At 73.9% G+C, this 19,006-nt stretch carries 20 protein-coding genes; 9 read left to right on the forward strand and 11 right to left on the reverse strand.

The window, feature by feature from the left end:
• Positions 1-48: 48 nt before the first annotated feature.
• Positions 49-1,311 (reverse strand): FUSC family protein, encoded by a 1,263-nt coding sequence (locus ABZ249_RS19625; RefSeq protein ID WP_355264746.1) that lies wholly within the window; start codon positions 1,309-1,311, stop codon positions 49-51.
• A gap of 459 nt (positions 1,312-1,770) precedes the next feature.
• Here ABZ249_RS19625 and ABZ249_RS19630 point away from each other — a divergent pair, with 459 nt between their 5' ends.
• Both ABZ249_RS19630 and ABZ249_RS19635 read left to right on the forward strand, forming a co-directional pair.
• Positions 1,771-3,789 (forward strand): ABC transporter ATP-binding protein, encoded by a 2,019-nt coding sequence (locus tag ABZ249_RS19630; protein WP_355264749.1) that lies wholly within the window; start codon positions 1,771-1,773, stop codon positions 3,787-3,789.
• Between the two features lie 332 nt (positions 3,790-4,121).
• Entirely contained in the window at positions 4,122-5,243 is a 1,122-nt protein-coding gene (locus ABZ249_RS19635) for an SDR family oxidoreductase (protein WP_355264752.1), read from the forward strand.
• Positions 5,244-5,800: 557 nt separating this feature from the next.
• On the opposite strand, the gene ABZ249_RS19640 is transcribed toward ABZ249_RS19635, so the two are convergent.
• Both ABZ249_RS19640 and ABZ249_RS19645 read right to left on the reverse strand, forming a co-directional pair.
• A complete protein-coding gene (locus ABZ249_RS19640) occupies positions 5,801-6,301 on the reverse strand; it encodes a DUF2975 domain-containing protein (RefSeq protein WP_355264755.1) in 501 nt (166 codons plus the stop codon).
• Between the two features lie 146 nt (positions 6,302-6,447).
• Positions 6,448-7,209 carry an MBL fold metallo-hydrolase gene (locus ABZ249_RS19645; protein ID WP_355264759.1) on the reverse strand — a complete coding sequence of 254 codons (762 nt, stop codon included), beginning with the start codon at positions 7,207-7,209 and terminating at the stop codon, positions 6,448-6,450.
• A gap of 229 nt (positions 7,210-7,438) precedes the next feature.
• On the opposite strand from ABZ249_RS19645, the gene ABZ249_RS19650 reads away from it, so the two are divergent.
• Positions 7,439-8,335 carry a dihydrodipicolinate synthase family protein gene (locus ABZ249_RS19650; RefSeq protein WP_355264762.1) on the forward strand — a complete coding sequence of 299 codons (897 nt, stop codon included), beginning with the start codon at positions 7,439-7,441 and terminating at the stop codon, positions 8,333-8,335.
• A 116-nt stretch (positions 8,336-8,451) separates the two neighbouring features.
• Here the strand turns inward: ABZ249_RS19650 and ABZ249_RS19655 are convergent, their stop codons facing one another.
• Positions 8,452-9,021, reverse strand: a complete 570-nt coding sequence (locus tag ABZ249_RS19655; protein ID WP_355264765.1) for a TetR family transcriptional regulator — start codon at positions 9,019-9,021, stop codon at positions 8,452-8,454.
• Between the two features lie 150 nt (positions 9,022-9,171).
• On the opposite strand from ABZ249_RS19655, the gene ABZ249_RS19660 reads away from it, so the two are divergent.
• Positions 9,172-10,488 carry an MFS transporter gene (locus tag ABZ249_RS19660; protein WP_355264768.1) on the forward strand — a complete coding sequence of 439 codons (1,317 nt, stop codon included), beginning with the start codon at positions 9,172-9,174 and terminating at the stop codon, positions 10,486-10,488.
• 23 nt (positions 10,489-10,511) lie between these two features.
• Here the strand turns inward: ABZ249_RS19660 and ABZ249_RS19665 are convergent, their stop codons facing one another.
• The 5 genes from ABZ249_RS19665 to ABZ249_RS19685 form a co-directional block, all read right to left on the reverse strand.
• The gene (locus ABZ249_RS19665; protein ID WP_355264771.1) at positions 10,512-10,904 is read right to left on the reverse strand and encodes a hypothetical protein; all 393 of its coding nucleotides are present in this window, start codon (positions 10,902-10,904) and stop codon (positions 10,512-10,514) included.
• Positions 10,905-10,912: 8 nt separating this feature from the next.
• Positions 10,913-11,215, reverse strand: a complete 303-nt coding sequence (locus ABZ249_RS19670; protein WP_355264774.1) for a hypothetical protein — start codon at positions 11,213-11,215, stop codon at positions 10,913-10,915.
• Between the two features lie 70 nt (positions 11,216-11,285).
• On the reverse strand, positions 11,286-12,044 hold the full coding sequence (locus ABZ249_RS19675; RefSeq protein ID WP_355264777.1) for an ABC transporter permease: 759 nt from the start codon (positions 12,042-12,044) through the stop codon (positions 11,286-11,288).
• A 113-nt stretch (positions 12,045-12,157) separates the two neighbouring features.
• Positions 12,158-12,676, reverse strand: a complete 519-nt coding sequence (locus tag ABZ249_RS19680) for a hypothetical protein (RefSeq protein ID WP_355264780.1) — start codon at positions 12,674-12,676, stop codon at positions 12,158-12,160.
• 105 nt (positions 12,677-12,781) lie between these two features.
• Positions 12,782-13,357, reverse strand: a complete 576-nt coding sequence (locus ABZ249_RS19685) for an ATP-binding protein (protein WP_355264783.1) — start codon at positions 13,355-13,357, stop codon at positions 12,782-12,784.
• A gap of 264 nt (positions 13,358-13,621) precedes the next feature.
• Between ABZ249_RS19685 and ABZ249_RS19690 the strand changes: the two genes are divergently transcribed.
• Both ABZ249_RS19690 and ABZ249_RS19695 read left to right on the forward strand, forming a co-directional pair.
• Entirely contained in the window at positions 13,622-14,476 is an 855-nt protein-coding gene (locus ABZ249_RS19690) for a helix-turn-helix transcriptional regulator (RefSeq protein WP_355264786.1), read from the forward strand.
• Between the two features lie 17 nt (positions 14,477-14,493).
• Positions 14,494-14,724 (forward strand): DUF397 domain-containing protein, encoded by a 231-nt coding sequence (locus tag ABZ249_RS19695; RefSeq protein WP_355264989.1) that lies wholly within the window; start codon positions 14,494-14,496, stop codon positions 14,722-14,724.
• 197 nt (positions 14,725-14,921) lie between these two features.
• Here ABZ249_RS19695 and ABZ249_RS19700 read toward each other — a convergent pair whose 3' ends face one another.
• Positions 14,922-15,677, reverse strand: coding sequence for an SDR family oxidoreductase (locus ABZ249_RS19700; RefSeq protein WP_355264789.1), 756 nt, complete (start codon positions 15,675-15,677; stop codon positions 14,922-14,924).
• Between the two features lie 129 nt (positions 15,678-15,806).
• Between ABZ249_RS19700 and ABZ249_RS19705 the strand changes: the two genes are divergently transcribed.
• Together ABZ249_RS19705 and ABZ249_RS19710 are read left to right on the forward strand one after the other, a co-directional pair.
• The gene (locus ABZ249_RS19705) at positions 15,807-16,259 is read left to right on the forward strand and encodes an Rrf2 family transcriptional regulator (RefSeq protein WP_355264792.1); all 453 of its coding nucleotides are present in this window, start codon (positions 15,807-15,809) and stop codon (positions 16,257-16,259) included.
• A gap of 527 nt (positions 16,260-16,786) precedes the next feature.
• On the forward strand, positions 16,787-17,278 hold the full coding sequence (locus tag ABZ249_RS19710) for an SRPBCC family protein (protein WP_355264795.1): 492 nt from the start codon (positions 16,787-16,789) through the stop codon (positions 17,276-17,278).
• A gap of 88 nt (positions 17,279-17,366) precedes the next feature.
• Here the strand turns inward: ABZ249_RS19710 and ABZ249_RS19715 are convergent, their stop codons facing one another.
• Entirely contained in the window at positions 17,367-17,963 is a 597-nt protein-coding gene (locus ABZ249_RS19715) for a dihydrofolate reductase family protein (RefSeq protein ID WP_355264798.1), read from the reverse strand.
• Between the two features lie 215 nt (positions 17,964-18,178).
• Between ABZ249_RS19715 and ABZ249_RS19720 the strand changes: the two genes are divergently transcribed.
• The gene (locus tag ABZ249_RS19720; protein ID WP_355264801.1) at positions 18,179-18,928 is read left to right on the forward strand and encodes a methyltransferase domain-containing protein; all 750 of its coding nucleotides are present in this window, start codon (positions 18,179-18,181) and stop codon (positions 18,926-18,928) included.
• The last annotated feature ends 78 nt before the right edge of the window (positions 18,929-19,006 follow it).

The raw sequence follows: 19,006 nt of genomic DNA on the forward strand, positions 1-19,006 counted from the left end.
GTTAGGCGTTGACCCCGCGTCAACCGCAACCCCGGACGCGCCGGCCCGTCAGCCGGGCGGCCCAGGGCGCCAGCGGCCGAAGCGCCGGGGCCCGCCCGGCCTGCGCGGTCCCGGCCCCCAGCGGGCGAAGCGGTCCCGGACCGGTCCCAGGCGGGGGTGCCAGCGCAGCCACGGCAGCCAGGGCACCCCCGGCGGCGGCGGGATCCTCGGGTCCTCCAGATCTCCCTGGAGGACCTCCTCCACCTCCTCGAACCGGATGCCCGCGAACAGCATGATGTCGGTGGCGACCATCTCCACCGCCAGGTGGGTGGCCTGGGTGACCTGGTCGTCGTCGGGCCGTCCCGGCCCGTACATGCGCGCGGTCATCAGCGCCTGCTCCACCGCCTGCTCGCGAGCCTCCCGGCTGCTGAGGTCGTCGGCGAGGGTGGCCAGCACGTCGGCCATGCCGGACACGATCGGGACCAGCTCGCGGCGTTCGTGGGCGCCCATCGCGGCGGTGCTGCGGCACAGGAACAGGCAGCTCTCGCCGAGCAGGATGAGGCGCTCGATGATCTCGTCCTCGTCCAGCACCGGCTGCGGGTCGCCCCAGCGGATCGTGGACAGCCGGATGGTGGTCATGCTGGCCTCGCGGGCGCGGCTCAGCTCCGCCATCGGCCGGCTGAGGTCGCCGAGCCGGTTGACCATCTGCTGGCTGGAGACGTCGCCCTCCTCGTCCAGGGCCTGGGCGACGCCGGTGAGCATGCCCGACATCTCGCCGAGCGCGTCCACCTCGATGCGCCGCAGCAGCGCGACCAGCCGGGCGGGGAACAGCAGCTGGCTGAACACCAGGGCGACGCCCGCGCCGATGAGGGCGTCGACGAGCCGGTCGATGCCGGGGCTGCCGTCCCCGATGAAGATCGTGGTCAGGATGGCGCTGGCCGCGGCCTGCCCGATGACGATGCGCTCGGCGTTGATGGCGACGGCCACGAGCATGGCCAGCAGGGTGGCCGCGCTCATGGTGACGAGCTCGCCGACGTCCACGGCCAGGGCGAGCTCGCCCGCGCCGATGCCGATGAACACCCCGGTGAGGAGTTTGAGGGCGTTGGAGCCGCGTTCGCCGCCGGAGGCGTTGAGCGCGATGACGGCGGCGATGGGGGCGAAGAACGGGCTGTGGTCCTGGACGAGGCCGCCGGCGACGGTCCAGGCGATCACGGCCGCGAGGGTGGCCTGCACCACCGACCAGGTGTGGGCGGTGAGGCGGTCGCGGACCACCGCCGCCGTCTGCTCGATCCGGTGCCGCAGGTCACGGGTGCGCGCCCGAAGACCAGCCATGTACCACCTCTCCCTCACCGGAGTCCGGACGCCGTGGCGGGGGGCGGGCGCGGTCGCGGTTCCATTGATATCGGCACGGGTCGGGAGAGTGCGGGTTCTGCGTGATCGCCGCGTTTCGCGCGGGGCGCGTACCCGGACACGGAACCCGAACGGGCATCAAGGCGACAAAAGGCCTCTTGGTACTCAAAGGGCGAACTCCGTGACGCTCTCCCCCGGTCGGTGACAGGCGGCGCGACGGCCCCCGGAAGGGCACCGGAGACCGCATCGAACACGGATTCGGATCGCCCCTTACCCGGCCGGTCCGGGCCCGTCCCGGCCGCCGGACGCGCGCGTGCACCCCCGGCGGGACCCTCCGTGGCCCGATGCGGTCGGACCGCAATCGGTCGCCCCCTCCCCCGGCGACGGACCGGACCGTCATGATCGGCCTGTCCCCGCCACGGAAACGGAGAGGAACGCCTGTTGCACGACCACGACACCAACGCCGGCTCCGGCGCCGACACCGGAGCCGGGAACGATCCAGGGCACGACGCCTCCTCCGACTCCCCCGACGCGGACGCCGAGCGGCTCGCCACCTCGGAGTACCGGATGTTCCGCGAACGGGCCCGCCAGGCCACCTGGTGGTCGATGGCGCGCCGGATGCCCGTGCTGGTCGGCCGGGCCCTGGCCGTGGGCCGCCGGTCGGGGCCCGGAGACCTGGCCGCCACCGTCGTGTTCGGGCTGGGGATGGGCGCGGCCACCGCGTGGGCGCTGGTGGCGACCAACGCCGTCCTGGAGGAGGTGTTCGCGGCCGTGCCCACCCCCGACCGGGTCCGGGCGGCGCTGCCCTCGCTGCTCCTGCTCGCGGCGGCCCTGCTCGCCCGGGGCGCGTGCGGGGCGCTGGCCGGGCGCGCCCAGGCCCGGCTGGAGCCCAAGGTGGTGCTGGCCGCCGAGCGCCGTTTCAACGAGACGGTCACCCGGGTGGAGGCGGCGGCCTTCGACGACAGCGCCTTCAACGACCACGTGTTCCGCGGGTACGCCACCGGCTGCGACCAGATGGGGGTGCTGGTCCGCACCAGTCTGGACGTGCTCACCGGCCTGGTGGCGATCGCCGCGGCCGCGGGTGTGCTGGGCACGCTGCACCCGGTGCTGCTGCCGCTGATCCTGGTGGCGATGGTCCCCCAGTGGTGGAGCTCGGCGGCGTCCGCCCGGCTGCGGTACCGGCTGACGCTGAGGCTCACCGAGGTCATGCGCCGCAAGTTCATGCTCCAGCAGCTGATGATCGACCGGCGCACCGCCGCCGAGCTGCGCTCGTACACGATGGGCCCGCGGCTGCGCGCCGAGTTCGACCGGTTCGCCGAACGGGAGCTCCAGGCCCGGTTGCGGCTGGCGACGCGGATGGCGCTGATCCGGGTGGCGGGCGGGGCCCTGGGCGGGGCCGCCACGGTGGTGGTGTTCGTCGCGCTGGGGGTGCTGCTGGTCGAGGGGGTCGTGCCGATCGCGGCGGCCGGGGCGGCCGTGGTGGCGGTGCGGGTCGCCCAGGGCGCGCTGGGCACGGTGCTGGTGTCGGTGGGCCAGGTCTACGAGGCGGGGCTGTACGTCGCCGACCTGGTGGAGCTGGAGGAGAAGGCCCGCGAGCGCACGCCCCGCCGGGACCTTCCGCCCGCCCCGGAGGGGTTCGCGGAGATCCGGGTGGAGGACGTGACGTTCTCCTATCCCAAGGCGGACGGGGACGGGGACGGCGCCACGGGTCCGGCGCTGGCCGGGGTGGACCTGGTGCTGCCCCGGGGGCGGACGGTGGCGCTGGTCGGCGAGAACGGGTCGGGCAAGAGCACCCTGGCCAAGCTGCTGTCGGGGCTGTACACGCCCGACGCCGGACGGGTGTGCTGGGACGCGACCGACCTGGCGGGAGTGGACGCCGACGACCTGCGCTCGCGGATCGCGGTGATCGCCCAGGACCACACGCACTGGCCGATGACGGCGCGCGGCAACGTGGTGATGGGCGGCCCGGAGGACGACCCGGAGCGGTTGGCGCGGGCGGCCGGGGCGGCGCACGCCGACACGGTGGTGGCGGACCTGCCGCGCGGGTGGGAGACACTGCTGGACAAGCGGTTCGCGCACGGCCACGAGCCGTCGGGCGGGCAGTGGCAGCGGCTCGCGGCGGCCCGGGGGTTCCACCGGGGCGACGACGGGTCGGCGGTGCCGCTGCTGATCGCGGACGAGCCCACGTCGGCGCTGGACGCCCGGGCCGAGCACCGGTTCTTCTCCTCGCTGCACGCGCACGCGGGGCGGACGGGGGCGACGGTCGTGCTCATCACGCACCGGTTGGCGTCGGTGCGGATGGCCGACGTGGTCGTGGTGCTGGAGCGGGGGCGGGTGGTGGACCGGGGGTCCCACGAGGAGCTGATGGAGCGGGGCGGCGTGTACCGGGAGCTGTGGGACCTCCAGGCGCAGGCCTACCGGGAGCGGGAACGCGCCCAGGAGCCCGACCCCACCGGCTGAGCCGGAGCGGCGGTGTTCGGCGGGCGGCGGGCGGCGGGCGGCGGCCCCGCCGGTCGCCGGTCGTGGCCTCCGCGACCCGTTCCGCTCCGGGGCGGCACGGGGCGGGACGGGGCGGCACGGGGCGCCCGCTGTTTCGGCCCGTACGGTCCCGGGTAGCCGCGTCCCTACACGGCGGGTCCACAGGACGGCGGTGCTCGGGGGCGCCGCCACGGGGGACCGCAGGGGCCGCGTCCGGCGCTCCCCGCCCGAGGGCCTGTGGGGGTTCGCTCCGCGGGAACGGACCGGCCGCGCGGAACGCGGAACCGGAGCAGACGCGAAGGAGGCGACCGGTGATGAAGGCGAAGACCGTCCTGGTCCCGCTCCTGACGGCCCGGGCGGCGTCCCGGCTCCGCCGGGACGAGCCACAGCAGGCGCGGCGGAGCCGGAGCGGCGGGGTACTGCCCTGGGCCGCGGCCGGCGCCGCGCTGGGCGTCGGAGCGGCGGCGCTGGCACCACGGCCGCACACCACACGGCTCGCCGGGCGGGTCGCCCTGGTCACCGGCGGCTCGCGCGGGCTCGGCCTGAGCCTGGCCCGGGAGTTCGGCGAGCGCGGCGCGTCCGTGGTGGTCTGCGCGCGCGACGGCGACGAGCTGGACCGGGCCGTGGCCGACCTGGAGGCGCGCGGCGTTCCGGCCCGCGGCATCCGGTGCGACGTACGCGACCCGGAGGGGGCCGAGCGCCTGGTGAAGGAGGCCGAGGCGGCCTTCGGCCACCTGGACTTCGTCGTCAACAACGCCGGGATCATCCAGGTGGGCCCGCAGGAGGTGCTCACCGAGGAGCACTTCCGCGACGCGATGGAGACGATGTTCTGGGCCCCGCTGCGGATCTCCCGGGCCGCGATCGGCCCGCTGTCGCGGACCGGCGGCTCGCTGGTGACCATCACGTCCATCGGCGGCCACCTCAGCGTGCCGCACCTGCTGCCGTACTCGTGCGCCAAGTTCGCCGAGGTCGCCCTGTCGGAGGGGCTGGGCGCGGAGCTCGCGCGCCGGGGGGTGCGGGTCACCACGGTGGTGCCGGGGCTGATGCGCACCGGTTCGCACCGGGCGGCGGTGTTCTCGGGGAACGCCGAGCGCGAGTACAGCTGGTTCGCCCTGGGCGCCGGCCTGCCGCTGGTGTCGGCGGGCGCCGGGCACGCCGCCCGCCGGATCGTCGAGGCGGCCGCGCGCGGGCGCCCGTACCTGGTGATCACGCCGCTGGCGGCGGCGGTCGTCGCGGCGCGCGGGCTGTGCCCGTCGCTGGTGCAGCGGCTCATGCGGGTCATGGCCGGGGTCCTGCCGGGCCCGCCGGAGGAACCCGCCGAGAAGCGGGGCGCCGAGGCGGACGAGGGGATGGTCAACGGCGCCGTGCGGACGGCCGCCGTGCTCAACGAGCGGGCCGCCGACGACCTCAACCAGGAGCCCCGGCACGGGAGCTGACCCGGCGGCCCCGGCGTGGCCACTCCGGCCGCCGCGCGGCCCGCCGGCGAAGGGACGTGTGACCGGGCGGCCCCGGTACGGCCCGGAACCCGGCACGCGCGCCCCTACCGGCTCCCGCGCGAACGACCGCGGCAAGAGCCCATGCGGGGGCGGTCCACCGGCTCCCCCGCGAACGATCGCGACAGACGTCCACGGGCGCGCGCCTACTGGCTCCCGAGCTCGATCACCCGCTCGGCGCCGCGGTGCCGGGCGGCTAGGCGACAAAGGAGTCGCGCGGCCGGGCAGCACCACGGCCTCCTCCCCCGGTTCCGCCGACCGTTCCGGCAAGGCCACCGTCCGGCAGCCCTCGTGCGCCGTGGACGATCGGGGCGCGAGCGGGGGCGGGATCGGGGCCCAGAGCCCGCGCGTACCGATTCGGTGGGCCGATCCCACCATCCGGATAAGCCATCCGGCTCGGCGGTTTGATCCGACCAACCGGATCGGCCATCCGGTTCGGCCAACCGGATAAGACATCCGCTTCAAGGAGTCGAAGCACTCGACCGGATACACCATCCGCTTCAGACGACCTCGGACATCTCCGTCTGCAGGTCGGCCGCCTTGCGCAGCAGTCCGCGCATGAGGATGAGCAGCAGGGCGAAGGCGATGCCCCCGGCAGTGGTGACGACGGCGGCGCCCAGTGCGCCGATCAGCTCCATGCCGTCGGCGGGAGAGGGGATATTCGAGTCCACCAGCAGGTGCACGGTGACCCCGGCGGTGATCAGGGACGCCGCGAGGGTGGCCCCGATGATGACGTCCACCCAGAAGAAGGCCCGGCGGGTGAAGATCGCATCGCGCTCGACCATCGCGAGCAGCGCCCACACGGCGACCAGGGCGACCTGCACACAGGCGACGCCGAGAACGGCAAGGATGACATAGGGGAGTTCGTAGGGGGCGTAGGGAGGGAAGCTTTCGACCTCGCTGGCGGCGACACCGGGGATGACGACGATCTGGCCGAAGAGGCCGGTGAGGATCGCCATCGCGACGCCGGCCCGCAGGACCAGGGTGATGTAGCTGCGCATGCATCGAGTATCGATAGATACCTATCGAAAGTCAATAGGTCCGGTGTAACTCGTTCGTCCGGGTAGACAGCCGTGAACGCCCCGCGGTTCTCCCCCGATCCGGCGGGCCCTGCCCGGCACCGCCGCGCGGACACCCCCGGGCGGCCCTACTGGATCCCGCGCGCGATCGCCTCCTCGGCCGCCGCGCGCGGCCCGCCGGTGAAGGGGTCGCCGTGGCCGGGCAGCACCACGGCCTCCTCCCCCAGTTCCGCCAGCCGCTCCAGCGAGGCCATCGCCTGGGCGCCCTTGTGCGTGGACATCCGGCTGATCGTGGTCGGTCCCTTGCGGCCGGTGGTCGGGTCGTAGGTGACCAGCGCGTCCCCCGTGAACACCACCCCGCGGTCGTCCCAGACGAACGCGGCGCTGCCCGGGGTGTGCCCGGGCGCGCCCACCACCCGCGGGCTTCCGGGCACCTCCTCCAGGACCTGGCCGTGGACGAACGTGGAGTACTCCGGCACCGGCGGCGCGTTGAACGCCCCCGACCCCTCCAGGTGAGCGAGCAGGCGGGCGGCCCGCGGACGGCGCAGCAGGTAGGGCAGCATCGAGCGCTCGGGAGGGGCGTGCACGATCGCCTGCGCGGGGCCGCCGCCCAGCAGCGGCGCGTCGCCCTCGTGCACCCACACCGCCGTTCCCGAGTGCTCCAGGACGCGGGCGGCCAGACCGATGTGGTCGGGGTGGCCGTGGGTGAGCAGGACGGCCCGCAGCCGCCCGCCCACCCGGGACGCCGCGTCCAGGAACGCGGAGCTGTGCGTGGGCAGCCCGGCGTCGACGAGGACCAGGCCCTCGTCGGTGTCCACCAGGTAGAAGTTCACCACCTCGTCGCCGAGGCGGAAGACACCGGGGGCGACCTCGTCGGGGATGCTGCCCATATGGTCCTCTCGACGGCTGAAGGAGCGCGTCGCCCACCGGGGGCGTCCCCCTTTCTCTATCGGAGCGGCCGCCGAAGGTGGGCGAGCGACACTCCCCGCGACCGGGCGATCACCGTCACAGGGCGCCAGGGGCGAGGGGTGACGCGGTAGTCTTCCCGCCGCCGGGTCCCGGACCCGGCCCGCCCGGCGGCGCCCCCGCCGGTCCGCCCGACGATCCACGGAAGTGCCCATGTTCACCGGCCTCAGCGCCTTCCCGCTCACCCCGATCCACCGCGACCGCGTCGACGAGGCCGCCTTCGCCGGCCTGGTCGGGCGCCTGGCCAGGGCCGGCGTCGACTCGATCACCGCCCTGGGGTCGACCGGCTCCTACGCCTACCTCACCCGCGACGAGCGCGCCCGCGTGGTCCGGCTGGCCGTGGAGCACGCCGGGGAGGTGCCCGTCCTGGCGGGCATCGGCGCCCTGCGCACCTCGCACGTCCTGGAGTTCGCCGAGGACGCCCAGCGGGCCGGGGCGTCCGGTGTGCTGCTGGCACCGGTGTCGTACCAGGAGCTCACCCCGGACGACGTGTACGGCCTCTACGAGGACGTGACCCGCGCCCTGTCCGTGCCGCTCGTCGTGTACGACAACCCGCGGACCACGCACTTCTCCTTCACCGACGACCTCTACCGCGACGTCGCGCGGCTGCCCGGCGTCGCGTCGCTGAAGATCCCCGGGGTGCCCGCCGACCCCGCGGAGGCCGCCCGGCGGGTGGCCCGGCTCCGGGAGCTCCTGCCCCAGGGCGTCACGGTCGGCGTGTCCGGGGACGCCTTCGGCGCCACCGGGCTGAACGCGGGCTGCGACGCCTGGTACTCGGTCGTCGGCGGCACCCTGCCCGCCCCTGCCTTGGAGATCGTGCGCGCAGCCCGGTCCGGCGCGGCGGAGCGGGCCGAGGAACTCTCCGCGCGCCTTGGGCCCCTCTGGGACCTGTTCGCCCGGCACGGCAGCCTCCGGGTGGCCGCGGCGATCGCCGAGCACCTGGGGCTGGTGCGCGGCCCGAGCCTGCCGCTGCCGCTGCGCGGCCTCGGTCCGCAGGACCGCGACCGCGTCGCCCGCGTCGTCGAGGAGCTGGGGCTGGGACAGGAGTAGGGGCCGGGACCGGGCCCCGGGCAGGCCGTACGACCCCGGAACCGGAAGCCGACGCGCGGGCGGCCGGGCGCACCATCCGCCCGAACCGCCCCGAGCGGTCGCCGTTCGGGACGTCCTCAGCCCGCGGCGGGGCCGCCCGGCGACGGGACGGCGGTGATGCGGGCGACGGCGTCCGCCGTCAGCGCGCGGTCGTGGGGCTCCAGCTCCAGGGCGCGGTGGATGGTCAGCCCCTCGATGAGCGCGTCGACCTGCCGGGCGGTCAGCGGGTCGAAGTGGAGTTCCAGGGCGCGCCTGCTGCGGAGCATCCACGCCCGGGTGAGCTCACGGTAGGCGGGGCGGCGGGCGGCCAGGGTGTACAGCTCGTGGGTGAGGACCAGCTCGCGCGGGGAGGTCATCAGCTCGTCGTGGACCAGGGCGGTGACGGCCTCGCGGGCCTCCTCCAGGTTCCGGGCCCGGGCCAGGCGCTGCTCGAACCTGCGGCTGAGGTCCTGGGCGAAGCGGGAGAACACCTCGCGCAGCAGCTCGTCCATGCCCGCGAAGTGGTAGGTCATCGAGCCCAGCGGGACTTCGGCGCGGGCGGCCACCTTGCGGTGGGAGGTCCCGGCCACGCCCTCCTCGGCGATGAGGTCGGCGGCGGCGGCGATGATGCGCTCCCTGCGTTCGGGGTCCACCCGTCCGGTCGCCACCCTGACTCCTCTCCGCCGCCGGTTCCGACGGGGCCATTCTCGCGGATCCCCGGGGGGGCGCGGTCTCGATCCGCGCCTCCCCGGAGTGTACGATCGTACGCGACAGGTGTACGGTCGTACACCTTCTGCCGTTCCCCTGGAGGTCCCACCATGAGCGCGCCGGACTCCCCCGCCGCACCCGCCGCCGGGCGCGCGCCCGTGGACCGGAGCGTCCGCCGCGCGCGGGCCGCGGTGTCGCTGCTGTTCCTCACCAACGGCGCGCTCTACGCCAACCTCGTCCCCCGCTACCCGGAGATCAAGGCGGCGCTGGAGCTGGGCAACGCCCAGTACGGGCTGGCCATCGCGGCGTTCCCTGCGGGCGCGCTGGTGGCGGGGATGGCGGCGGGGCCGGTCATCCGCCGGTTCCGGTCGTCCCGGGTGGCGGCGTTCGGAACGGTGCTGACGGCGCTGTGCATGCTCGGCGCGGCGGTGGGCCCCACGTGGGCGCTGCTGGCGGGTGCGCTGTTCCTGGCGGGGGCGTTCGACGCGGTCGTGGACGTGGCCCAGAACGCGCACGGGCTGCGGGTGCAGCGGCTGTACCGGCGGTCGGTGCTCAACTCGTTCCACGCCCTGTGGAGCGTGGGCGCGGTGATCGGCGGCCTGATGGGCGCGGCGGCCACGGGGCTGGGAGTGTCCCCGGGCGTCCACCTGGCGGTGGCGGCCGTGCTGCTGTCGGCGACGGCGCTGACCGCCTACCGCTGGACGCTGCCTGGACCGGACCGCGAGGGGGCCGCGGAGGCCGGCGGCGGGGCCGAGCAGGAGGTCCGGGGTGTGAGCGGCGCGGCCTGGACCAGGTACGCGATCCTGGCGGCGCTGGCCGTCATCTCCATCGCCGGGATCATGGTGGAGGACGCGGGCAGCACCTGGGGTGCGGTGTACCTGTCCGACCACCTGGGGGCGACGGCGTCGCTGGCGGCGTTCGGGTACATCGCCCTGGTGGGAGCGCAGTTCGTCGGCCGCATGGCGGGCGACGCGCTCACCGACCGGTTCGGGCAGCGCGCGGTGGCCCGCGCGGGCGGGGCGATCGCCGCGCTGGGGCTGGGCGCGGCGCTACTGTTCCCGAGCGTTCCAGGGACGATCGCGGGGTTCGCTGCGGCGGGGTTCGGCGTGGCGACGCTCATCCCGTCGGCCATGCACGCGGCCGACGAGCTGCGCGGGCTGAAGCCGGGGACGGGGCTGGCGCTGGTGAGCTGGCTGATGCGGGTGGGGTTCCTGTGCTCGCCGCCGGTGGTGGGGGCGATCGCGGACGCGACGACGCTGCGGACGGGCCTGATGGTGGTGCCGGCGGCGGGTGTCGCTGTGGTGCTGTTGGCGGGCGTGCTCGCCGACCGTTCGGGCCGGGCGCCGGGCGGCCGGGCGCCCCGGGTGTCCACAGGGGCCCCGCCGAAGGCCGCCGTCACGAAGGAGGAGCCCTCCGCCAGGCCGTAGCGCCCGGGCGGACCCACGGCGGCTCAGGTGTCAGCGGAGGTGTCCCAACCCACGACGAGCGGCGCCGAGCCCTCGGCCAGGTAGAAGTGGCCGGGGAAGTAATCGATGTGGAGGTGGTGGCGGGGGTCGTCCGCCTCGGCAGCGAAGCCCTCGACGTTCTCGGCCAGGACGGCGATGGACCCGGGTCCGCCCTCGATCAGCAGGATGGTGTCGTCGACGGACACCCGGACCCTGCCCGCCTCTCGGAGCCGAACACGGAGCCGTGCCAGCGCCCGGTCGTAGGGCGCCGGATCCGCTACCGGGGCGAGGGCGAGGTCGCCGCCGCCCCGGAGCACCCCGGCCAGGGCGAGCAGCCCGGCCCGCGCCCCGGACACCTCCACCTCGCCCGTCGCCCCCGCGTACCGCGCCCGCGGCACGGCGTTCCTCATGCCGGACCGACCAGCCGCCGGACCGCCGCGATGGTCTGCGCCAGCTGCCGGTCATCGGCGGGGGTGACGTCGCCGGGGGCGTTCCAGGGGGACGTCCGGAGGTCGTGGTGGCGCTCCAGCTCCGCGGCCAGCTCGTACGCCTGCTCGTAGAGCAGGCCGCGGCGCGAGGTCACCTCGGCCGCGCCCAGCACGAGGAGGTCGGCGACCCGGTCCAGCCCGGCCGTGCCGCTCTCGTGGTCGGCGAGCGCGGCGCCGACCCACTCCCGCCACCGCGCCCGCTCGTGCTCCCGCTCGCCCATCCGCCGCACACGCCCTTCCGCTCTCCGGACCGGTACGGCCCAGCATGGCAGAGGCACCGCGCCCGGGACCTCACTCCCTTTCCGGAACCGGGAGGGCGCCGCGGGCCACCAGCTCCACGGTGAGGACGATCGCCAGGCTCTCCACCAGCAGCAGACCCGCCAGGACGAACACCTGGACCGCCCCGGCCTCGAACGGCGTCGCGCCGCCGAGCAGCATGCCCACGAACGCCCCGGGCAGGGTCACCAGGCCCACCGTCCGGGTCTGGTCCAGGGCCGGGAGCAGCGCGGAGGCGGCGGCGGGGCGTCCGATCTCCAGGGCGGCGTCGCGCGGCGACAGGCCCAGGGACAGGGCGGCCTCGACCTCTCCCTTTCGGGTGCGCAGCTCCTCGGTGGCCCGGCGCCCGGCCAGGACCGTCGCGGTCAGCGCGCCGCCGGTGAGGATCCCGGTCAGCGGGATGACGGCCAGGCCGCTGACGGGGGTCAGGCCGGTGAGCAGCAGCGCGACCACGACGGGGACGACCGGGAGGCAGACGGGCAGGAACGCCCACAGGGGCCGCCACCGGGCGGAGGTGATGCGGCGTCCGGCGGTCAGGGCGGCCACGGTGAGCATGACCGCGACGAAGCCGAGGGTGAGCGGGCCGGAGGAGACGACGGCCGCGATGAGGAAGGAGACCGCGCCCAGTTGCAGGACCGCGCGGCCGCCGGCGCGCAGCACGGCGAGGCCGTGGCCGAGGCGGCCCAGCGCGGACACCCCGGCCGCGGCCGCGACGGCCACCACGACGGCGACGGCCAGCGCGGGCCCCACCACCAACAACTCGGACTCGCCCATGGTCCTCCCCTGTCGCCCGACGGCTTCCCGCAAGCGAGCGTCGCACACGGTCGCCCCCGGGGACACGGCCGCGGGCGGTGTCGGAACGACACCGCCCGCGGCGCCCCCGGTTGTCAGGAGACCTCCCCGGCGCCCGGGTTCAGAGCCAGGTAGGCGCGGATTCGGTCGGCCGGCTCGGCGAACTCGCCCTGGTCCGTGGCCGGGGGCGCGGCCGGGTAGTCCTCCGGCTCCGCCGGACGCGGCCGGGGGACGAGGTCCAGGTAGGGGCGGACCAGGGCTCCGGCGATCCGGTCGGGGTCGGTGTCGGTCCGGTCGCTCGGGCCGGTGAAGGCCTGTTCCCAGCGGGCGGACGCACCGGAGGTTCCGGCGGGCCAGGTGTTCCGGTCGGGGGATCCGGGCGGGGCGGCGAGCAGGTCACCGCGTCCGGGAACGTCTTTGCGTTCGGATGCGGCTGGAAAGGGGCGCGGCTTTCGGTCGGCTCGACGGGGGACGAAGAGCGCGGTCAGGGCTGTGGCAAGGAGTGCGGCGGCCAGAGCCCACACGCGTGCGGGCATGCCGGTGCAGGGCCGCCGGTGGCGGCCGGTTGTAGGGTGTTCCACGGTCATCTCCTGGCTGGTGCAGGTGGTGATCACGCCCCGATCCGGTGTTCGCGCACCGGTCGGGGCACCTGTGTTCTCGGGTGTTGTGGGGGCGGGTGTCATTGGCCCGGTGGGGCTGCGCTTCCCGCCCGCACCGGTTCAGGCCGCGGTGGTCCAGGGGTTGCCGGTCAGGTCGTAGGCGAGGAAGAACCACACCTGGCGGTGGTCGGCGATGCCGTTGTCGCCCCAGGAGGTGGCCAGGGCGTCGACCAGCGCTAGGCCCCGGCCCGATTCGGCTCCCACGTCCAGCCCGGCGGGGTCGGCCGCCAGGTACTCGCGCTGCCCGTCCGGGGTGGTGCGTCCGTCCGGGTGCCCCTGGTCGGTGCAGGTCAGGCGCAGTCCCGTGCGGCTGCGCTCGCAGCGCAGGGTGAAGGTGCCGAACGGCCGCCCCGAGCGGGAGTGGGTGAGCGCGTTCGCGGCCAGCTCCGACCCGAGCAGGGTGAACAGGTAGCGGTAGTCGGCGTCGCGTTCGGCGGCGCTGGCCTCCAGGAACGCCCGCACCAGCGGCATCAGCTGCGGCGAGGACCCGAACTCGTAGGAGCGCACCTTGTAGTGCGCCCGGCGGGCGTGGGGGTTGAAGTAGTGCCGGCACCGCCGCGGCACCAGTTCCCCGAGGGGGAGGGTCACCTCCGGCAACGGCGGCATCGGCGGGGGTGAGGGAACGGTTGCGAGCATGACAAAGACACTCCTTGACATGGATGTGGCGAAGAGCCTCGAACGGACCCGACCGGTGCGTCCATCCGCGCAAGGTGGAACAGGGTGAACGTGCGCGTTTCGCAGACGCGGGGGACGGCCACGGCATAGCCTGACCAGCAACGACCCCCACCAACTCTCAGTGAGAAGCCGATCACCGGCTACACATTCATCATCGTAATGGAATCCACTCCAGTCAAGCGTCTTAAGTGGATTCCACTAGAACTTTTTCGCTAGGCTCACTCCATGCCCACTCCCTACAGCCCCAGCATCCGCCGCCGACGCCTCTCCTCCGAACTCAGGCGTCTGCGCGGCGAATCCGGCCTGACCCTCATCGACGCCGCCAAGGGCATCGGCATGGGCAAGTCGAACCTGAGCAAGATCGAACAGGCCGAGTCCAGGACCGTCCCCTCCGCCACCCTCGACAAACTCCTGGACCTGTACGGCGTGGACGATCCCGCCGACCGAGCATCCCTGCACGAGCTGGCCAAACTCGCCGGGGAGAAGGGCTGGTGGGCCCAGTACAAAGACCTCATGCCGCAGATGCTCGCCGACTTCGAAGCTGAGGCGTGTGCTCTGCGCACCTACGAAGCCCAGGTCATTCCGGGCCTGTTGCAGACGCCCTCTTACGCCGACGCGATCTTCCGCGCCAACCAGGTCCGCGACGACGACGAGATCGCCCAGCGCGTGGCAGCCCGCATCAAGCGCCAGGAGATCCTGCACCGGGTCGACCCGCCCACCTACATGGCGATCCTGGACGAGGCCGTGCTGCACCGGCAGGTCGGTTCGCCCGCGGTGATGGCCGAGCAGTTGCGCCATCTGGTGCACCTGGCCGCCCGGCACAACATCGACCTCTACGTACTGCCGTTCTCCGCCGGCGCCCATCCGGCCACCGAGGGAAGTTTCGTGGTCATGGACTTCCCCGATCCCAGGGACGCCAGCATCGCCTATCTGGAAACACCCGTCACTAGCATGTATCTGGAAGAAGACCGCCAGGTCCGACTGTTCAACGACATGTTCGGCAGCGCACAGAGCTGCTCGATGACCGCTGCGCAGTCCCTGGCGCTCATCGACCGCCGTCTCCACGACCTAGAAGAGTGACTACAGTGACCGACCAGATGGTGTGGCGCAAGAGCAGCTACAGCGGCGTCAACGGCAATTGCGTCGAGGTCGCACACCTTCCCGCGAACTTCCGGAAAAGCAGCTACAGCGCACAGGATCAGAACTGTGTCGAGATCGCCGACCTGCCCTGCGGGGCCGCCGTCCGCGACTCCAAGCACCCCACCGCCGGACACCTCCCCTTCCCCTCCCCCGAGTGGACCGCCTTCCTCCACTCCACCCGCGGCTGACCCCGAACCGCCCTCCTCCCCACCCCCGCACAGCACCACCGGTGCCCGGCAAGGCCAACCCCTGCCGGGCACCGCTCATCCACATATCCACGTGACCCGCGCGAACCATGGGAAGCCATGGGCCTACCCCCGCGGGCCTTCGGTGGCGCGCCCCCGAAGGCGCGCTGCGCTTCGGGGACACGCCACCGGGTTCCGGTTCAGGCGTTATAGCCGCCGTGGGCGTCCAGCACCGCGCCCGTGACGTACGACGCGGCGGGGCTCGCCAGAAAGCCGATCGCCGCGGCGATCTCATCGGGGTGGCCCACGCGCTGCAGGGACAGCGAGCCGATCAGGGCCTTGAGGACCTCGGGGTCCGGCGGCTGCATCCCGGTCTCCATCAGCCCTGCCTCCACGACGTTGGCCGTGATGTTCCGAGGCCCGAGGTCCCGTGCGACGCCCATGGTGTACCGCTCGACCCCCGACTTGGTCGCCGAGTAGTCGGCAAGGCCCGGGGCACCGACACGGGAGCCCAGTCCGGAACTCACGGTGATGATGCGGCCGCCCGAGCGCAGCACCTGGGAGGCGGCCCGGATGAGGGCGATCACGCCGAGGTAGTTGGTGGCGTGCATCCGGTCCAGTGCGGCGGTATCGGCCTCCGGGTCGTCGACGGTGCGGCCCTGCTCCACCGAGATCGCCGCGTTGTTGACGAGGATGTCCAGGCCGCCGAAGTGTGCGACCACCTCATCAATCAGGGCCGGCGCCCGGCTCGTGTCCGCCTGGTCGGACTTGAAGGCGACGGCCTTCGCTCCCTTGTCGCGCACCTCGTCGACAACAGCCTGCGCCTGCTTCTCCGAGCTGACGTAGGTGAAGGCGACGTCGGCGCCCTGCTCGGCCAGTAGGCGCACGGTCGCGGCTCCCAGTCCGCGGGACCCGCCGGTGACCAGGGCGGTCTTGCCCGTGAGGGGCTTGCTCATTCTTCTCACCTCGTTGATCGATCCTTCCCAGCAGTCGTAACGCTAACTGTTACGACAGCCCAGTCGCAACCTTTGCTGTTACGACTGAGCCGTCGTAACATGAAGCGTTGCGTCCGGGAGGAGGGGTGCATGAGCGCCAACAGCAGGGTGACCCTGGCCGCCCACGCGTTGGCCTGGATCGGCCTCTACCAGCGCCGGGGCCATGAGGTCGCCACCTCCGAGCAGATCGCGGCCAGCGCGAACACCAACCCTGTGGTGATCAGGCGGCTGCTCGGCGAGCTGCGCAGGGCCGGGCTCGTGGAGTCCCGGCGGGGCGCGGGCGCGGGCTGGTCTCTGGCGCGCGAACTGGAGTCGATGACCCTGCTCGACGTGTACGAAGCGGTGGAGCCCGGCCCGCTGTTCGCGATGCACCGGACCACCCCGGACCAGGAGTGCGTGGTGGGCCACGGCATCCAGCCGGTGATGCAGGGCATCTACGCGGGCATCGAGCAGACCCTGAGGTGCGAACTGGCCCGCGTCACGCTCGAGAACGTGCTCCAGGACGTACTCGCGACGCCCCGCCGACCCTCCGTCGCGCCCTGACACCACCGGATCCCCCTCCACACCCGGGTCCGCGAACAGCCCGGCAACCGGCACCCCGAAGCCTTCGGCGGCGGGCCCCGTCCGGGAGCGGGGAAGCGCATCCGCCCTGGCGCAGGAGCCGGACCGGACGTCCGGCGGAGCCGGTGCGGTTCCCCGAAGACCTGCCGCCCACTGCCCTTCCGCCTCCTGGGTGATGGGGGTATGCGGACGCATCCGGCGCCGGCCATGTGCCCCCGCCGGCCGTCGCCTCATCCGGAGTCGGCGCCGACTCAGCCGGATACGGACGACGCCCGGGCTCCGCCCCGCGCCGGACCCTTCGGAACGGTGCGGCGTGTCCTGCGTTTCCCGGGGCCGCATCACCGGGCTCGGGGTTCCTGTCACCCCGGGAGGGCATCATGGGACGTCGTGGCCCCTCCGCGTTCCGCCGCGAGCGGCCGTCCCCGGCCCGGGGACGGGCCCACCGGCCCGCCGGTGGCGAACCGGGGCACGTCGCCGCCGCAGCCGGGCACCTGGAGGGAACGCGCGCCGTGAAGTACACCAACTCGATCGAGATCGCTCTGCCCCGGGAGAGGGTGGCCCAGCTGCTGGCCGACCCGGCGCACCTGCCGATGTGGCTGCGGGACCTGGTGGTGCACGAGCCGCTGAACGGGGTGCACGGAGAGCTCGGCACCGAGTCTCGGGTCGTGATGCGGTCGGGGAAGCAGGAACTCGAATGCGTCGAGACGATCACCCGCCGGGAGCCGGCGGACCTGCGCGCGATCCCCGAGGGGACCGTCGTCCACTTCGACCGCGAGATCGTCGGCGCGGGCATGTGGAGCGTCGTGCGCGATTCGCTGACCGAGGCCGGCCCGGAGGCGACGCTCTGGGAGAGCGAGAGCGAGTACCGGTTCAGCGGCCTGCTGATGCGGCTGGTGGCGCTCCTCATGCCCGGCGCCTTCCACAAGCAGTCGCAGCGGCACATGGAGGACTTCAAGGCGTTCGCCGAGCAGGGGAGGGACGTCCGCGAGGAGAGGGGCTGACCGGCCGCCGCCCGGTGCGGCCACGCCCTGCCGGAGGCGGTGGTGGCGCGGGGCGCGGCCGTGGCGGCCGCGTCCGGGCCGCCCCGGTTCACGCGCGGGCGTATTCGGTGACGGCCACCCCGTTGTCGAACACCTGCCGGTCCACGACGGTGAACAGGCCGGGGTCGAAGCCGCCCTCGACCAGGGGGACGCCCGCCCCGGCCAGCACCGGGTAGCTCTTGAGCACCAGGCGGTCGATCTCCGCCAGGAGGACCCCCGCCAGCTTCCCGCCGCCGCACAGCCAGATGTCCAGGTCGGAGTCCTCCTCCTTGAGCGCCCGCACCAGGCCGACGGGGTCGCGGTCCACGACGGTGACCTCCGGGGCCGAGACCGGCCCCAGGGTCGTGGAGAGCACGTACTGGCGCAGGTGAGCGTAGGGGCTCTCGATGCCGTGGTCGTAGGCGGCCCGGTAGGTGCCCAGCCCCATGACCACCGTGTCGAAGCGGAGGTTGGGGGCGTCGGCCAGTCCGGAGGCCTCGCGGCCGGCGGTGGGGGTGGCCTCGGGGTAGTGGGCGTCGACCCAGGCGTTGTAGGCGGCCGAGCGCTCCTCATCGGCCAGCGGGGCGAAGAAGAAGTCGAACTCGCCCGCGGGTCCGGCGATGCGCCCGTCGAGGGAGACGGCGGCGTAGTAGACGAGCTCACGCATGAAACCACTCCATTCAAAGTACTCCACTTGCAGTGGTCATGACTGTAACAGAACCTCCGGCCCGCCGACAGCCGACGGCCGGGGCTCCCGCCCGCGGGCGCGGGCGCGCGGAGCGGGGCGGCCGGGCACCGTCGCGGGCCCGGCGGCGCGGGCGCGGACACGCGGTGCCGGAGCCGCGTTGTGCCGCCACGCCGGGGTGGGCGAGGATGCCCGGTATGCCGAACCCGCCCGAAGACCACGCCGCGCCCGCCCGCCCGACCCGGATGAACGACTACGACCACCTGGCCGCGGGCTACGACTCCGAGAACGCGTCCAACATCATGAACGCCTACTACGAACGGCCCGCGATCCTGGCCCTGGCCGGGGACGTCGCCGGCCGCCGGGTCCTCGACGCCGGCTGCGGTTCCGGCCCGCTGTTCGCCGCGCTGCGCGACCGGGGCGCCCTCGTGAGCGGCATCGACCTCAGCCCCGGCATGCTCGCGTTGGCCGAGCGCAGGCTGGGCGGGGAGGCGGACCTGCGGGTGGCGGACCTGCGCGACCCGCTCCCCTTCCCCGACGGCGCGTTCGACGACGTCGTGGCGTCGCTGGTGCTGCACTACCTCCGGGACTGGGGCCCGACACTGGCCGAGTTCCGGCGCGTGCTGACGGCCGGAGGCCGCCTCATCATGTCCGTCGACCACCCCTTCGCCGTCCACGCCGTCCAGCGGGCGGCCGGGAAGAAGACCGACTACTTCGCGACCCACCACTGGACCGAGGAGTGGACCATGGGCGGCCTGACCGCGACCATGGGCTTCTGGAACCGGCCGCTGCACGCCATGACGGACGCCTTCACCGCGGCCGGCTTCCGGATCTCCGCCATCAGCGAACCGCTGCCCGACCCGGCCGCCCGCGAGCTGTTCCCCGACGACTTCCGCGTCCTGTCCACCAGCCCGGCCTTCCTGTTCTTCGTCCTGGAGGCCGCCTGACGGCCCTGACCACCCGGCCTCGGCCCTGCCCCTGGACCGGATGTACCGCATCCTCGCCGCCGCCGGGCTGTGAACCCG

This window comes from Nocardiopsis sp. NPDC006139 (genome assembly GCF_040614155.1).
GTDB lineage: Bacteria > Actinomycetota > Actinomycetes > Streptosporangiales > Streptosporangiaceae > Nocardiopsis > Nocardiopsis changdeensis.

Excerpts from the sequence above, each read along its gene's own strand:
- ABZ249_RS19700 (WP_355264789.1), bottom strand. The coding sequence starts at position 15,677 with ATGAGCAAGCCCCTCACGGGCAAGACCGCCCTGGTCACCGGCGGGTCC.
- ABZ249_RS19705 (WP_355264792.1), top strand. The coding sequence starts at position 15,807 with ATGAGCGCCAACAGCAGGGTGACCCTGGCCGCCCACGCGTTGGCCTGG.
- ABZ249_RS19720 (WP_355264801.1), top strand. The coding sequence starts at position 18,179 with ATGCCGAACCCGCCCGAAGACCACGCCGCGCCCGCCCGCCCGACCCGG.
- ABZ249_RS19660 (WP_355264768.1), top strand. The coding sequence starts at position 9,172 with ATGAGCGCGCCGGACTCCCCCGCCGCACCCGCCGCCGGGCGCGCGCCC.
- ABZ249_RS19670 (WP_355264774.1), bottom strand. The coding sequence starts at position 11,215 with ATGGGCGAGCGGGAGCACGAGCGGGCGCGGTGGCGGGAGTGGGTCGGC.
- ABZ249_RS19650 (WP_355264762.1), top strand. The coding sequence starts at position 7,439 with ATGTTCACCGGCCTCAGCGCCTTCCCGCTCACCCCGATCCACCGCGAC.
- ABZ249_RS19635 (WP_355264752.1), top strand. The coding sequence starts at position 4,122 with ATGAAGGCGAAGACCGTCCTGGTCCCGCTCCTGACGGCCCGGGCGGCG.
- ABZ249_RS19690 (WP_355264786.1), top strand. The coding sequence starts at position 13,622 with ATGCCCACTCCCTACAGCCCCAGCATCCGCCGCCGACGCCTCTCCTCC.
- ABZ249_RS19685 (WP_355264783.1), bottom strand. The coding sequence starts at position 13,357 with ATGCTCGCAACCGTTCCCTCACCCCCGCCGATGCCGCCGTTGCCGGAG.
- ABZ249_RS19715 (WP_355264798.1), bottom strand. The coding sequence starts at position 17,963 with ATGCGTGAGCTCGTCTACTACGCCGCCGTCTCCCTCGACGGGCGCATC.
- ABZ249_RS19625 (WP_355264746.1), bottom strand. The coding sequence starts at position 1,311 with ATGGCTGGTCTTCGGGCGCGCACCCGTGACCTGCGGCACCGGATCGAG.
- ABZ249_RS19675 (WP_355264777.1), bottom strand. The coding sequence starts at position 12,044 with ATGGGCGAGTCCGAGTTGTTGGTGGTGGGGCCCGCGCTGGCCGTCGCC.
- ABZ249_RS19645 (WP_355264759.1), bottom strand. The coding sequence starts at position 7,209 with ATGGGCAGCATCCCCGACGAGGTCGCCCCCGGTGTCTTCCGCCTCGGC.
- ABZ249_RS19695 (WP_355264989.1), top strand. The coding sequence starts at position 14,494 with ATGGTGTGGCGCAAGAGCAGCTACAGCGGCGTCAACGGCAATTGCGTC.
- ABZ249_RS19640 (WP_355264755.1), bottom strand. The coding sequence starts at position 6,301 with ATGCGCAGCTACATCACCCTGGTCCTGCGGGCCGGCGTCGCGATGGCG.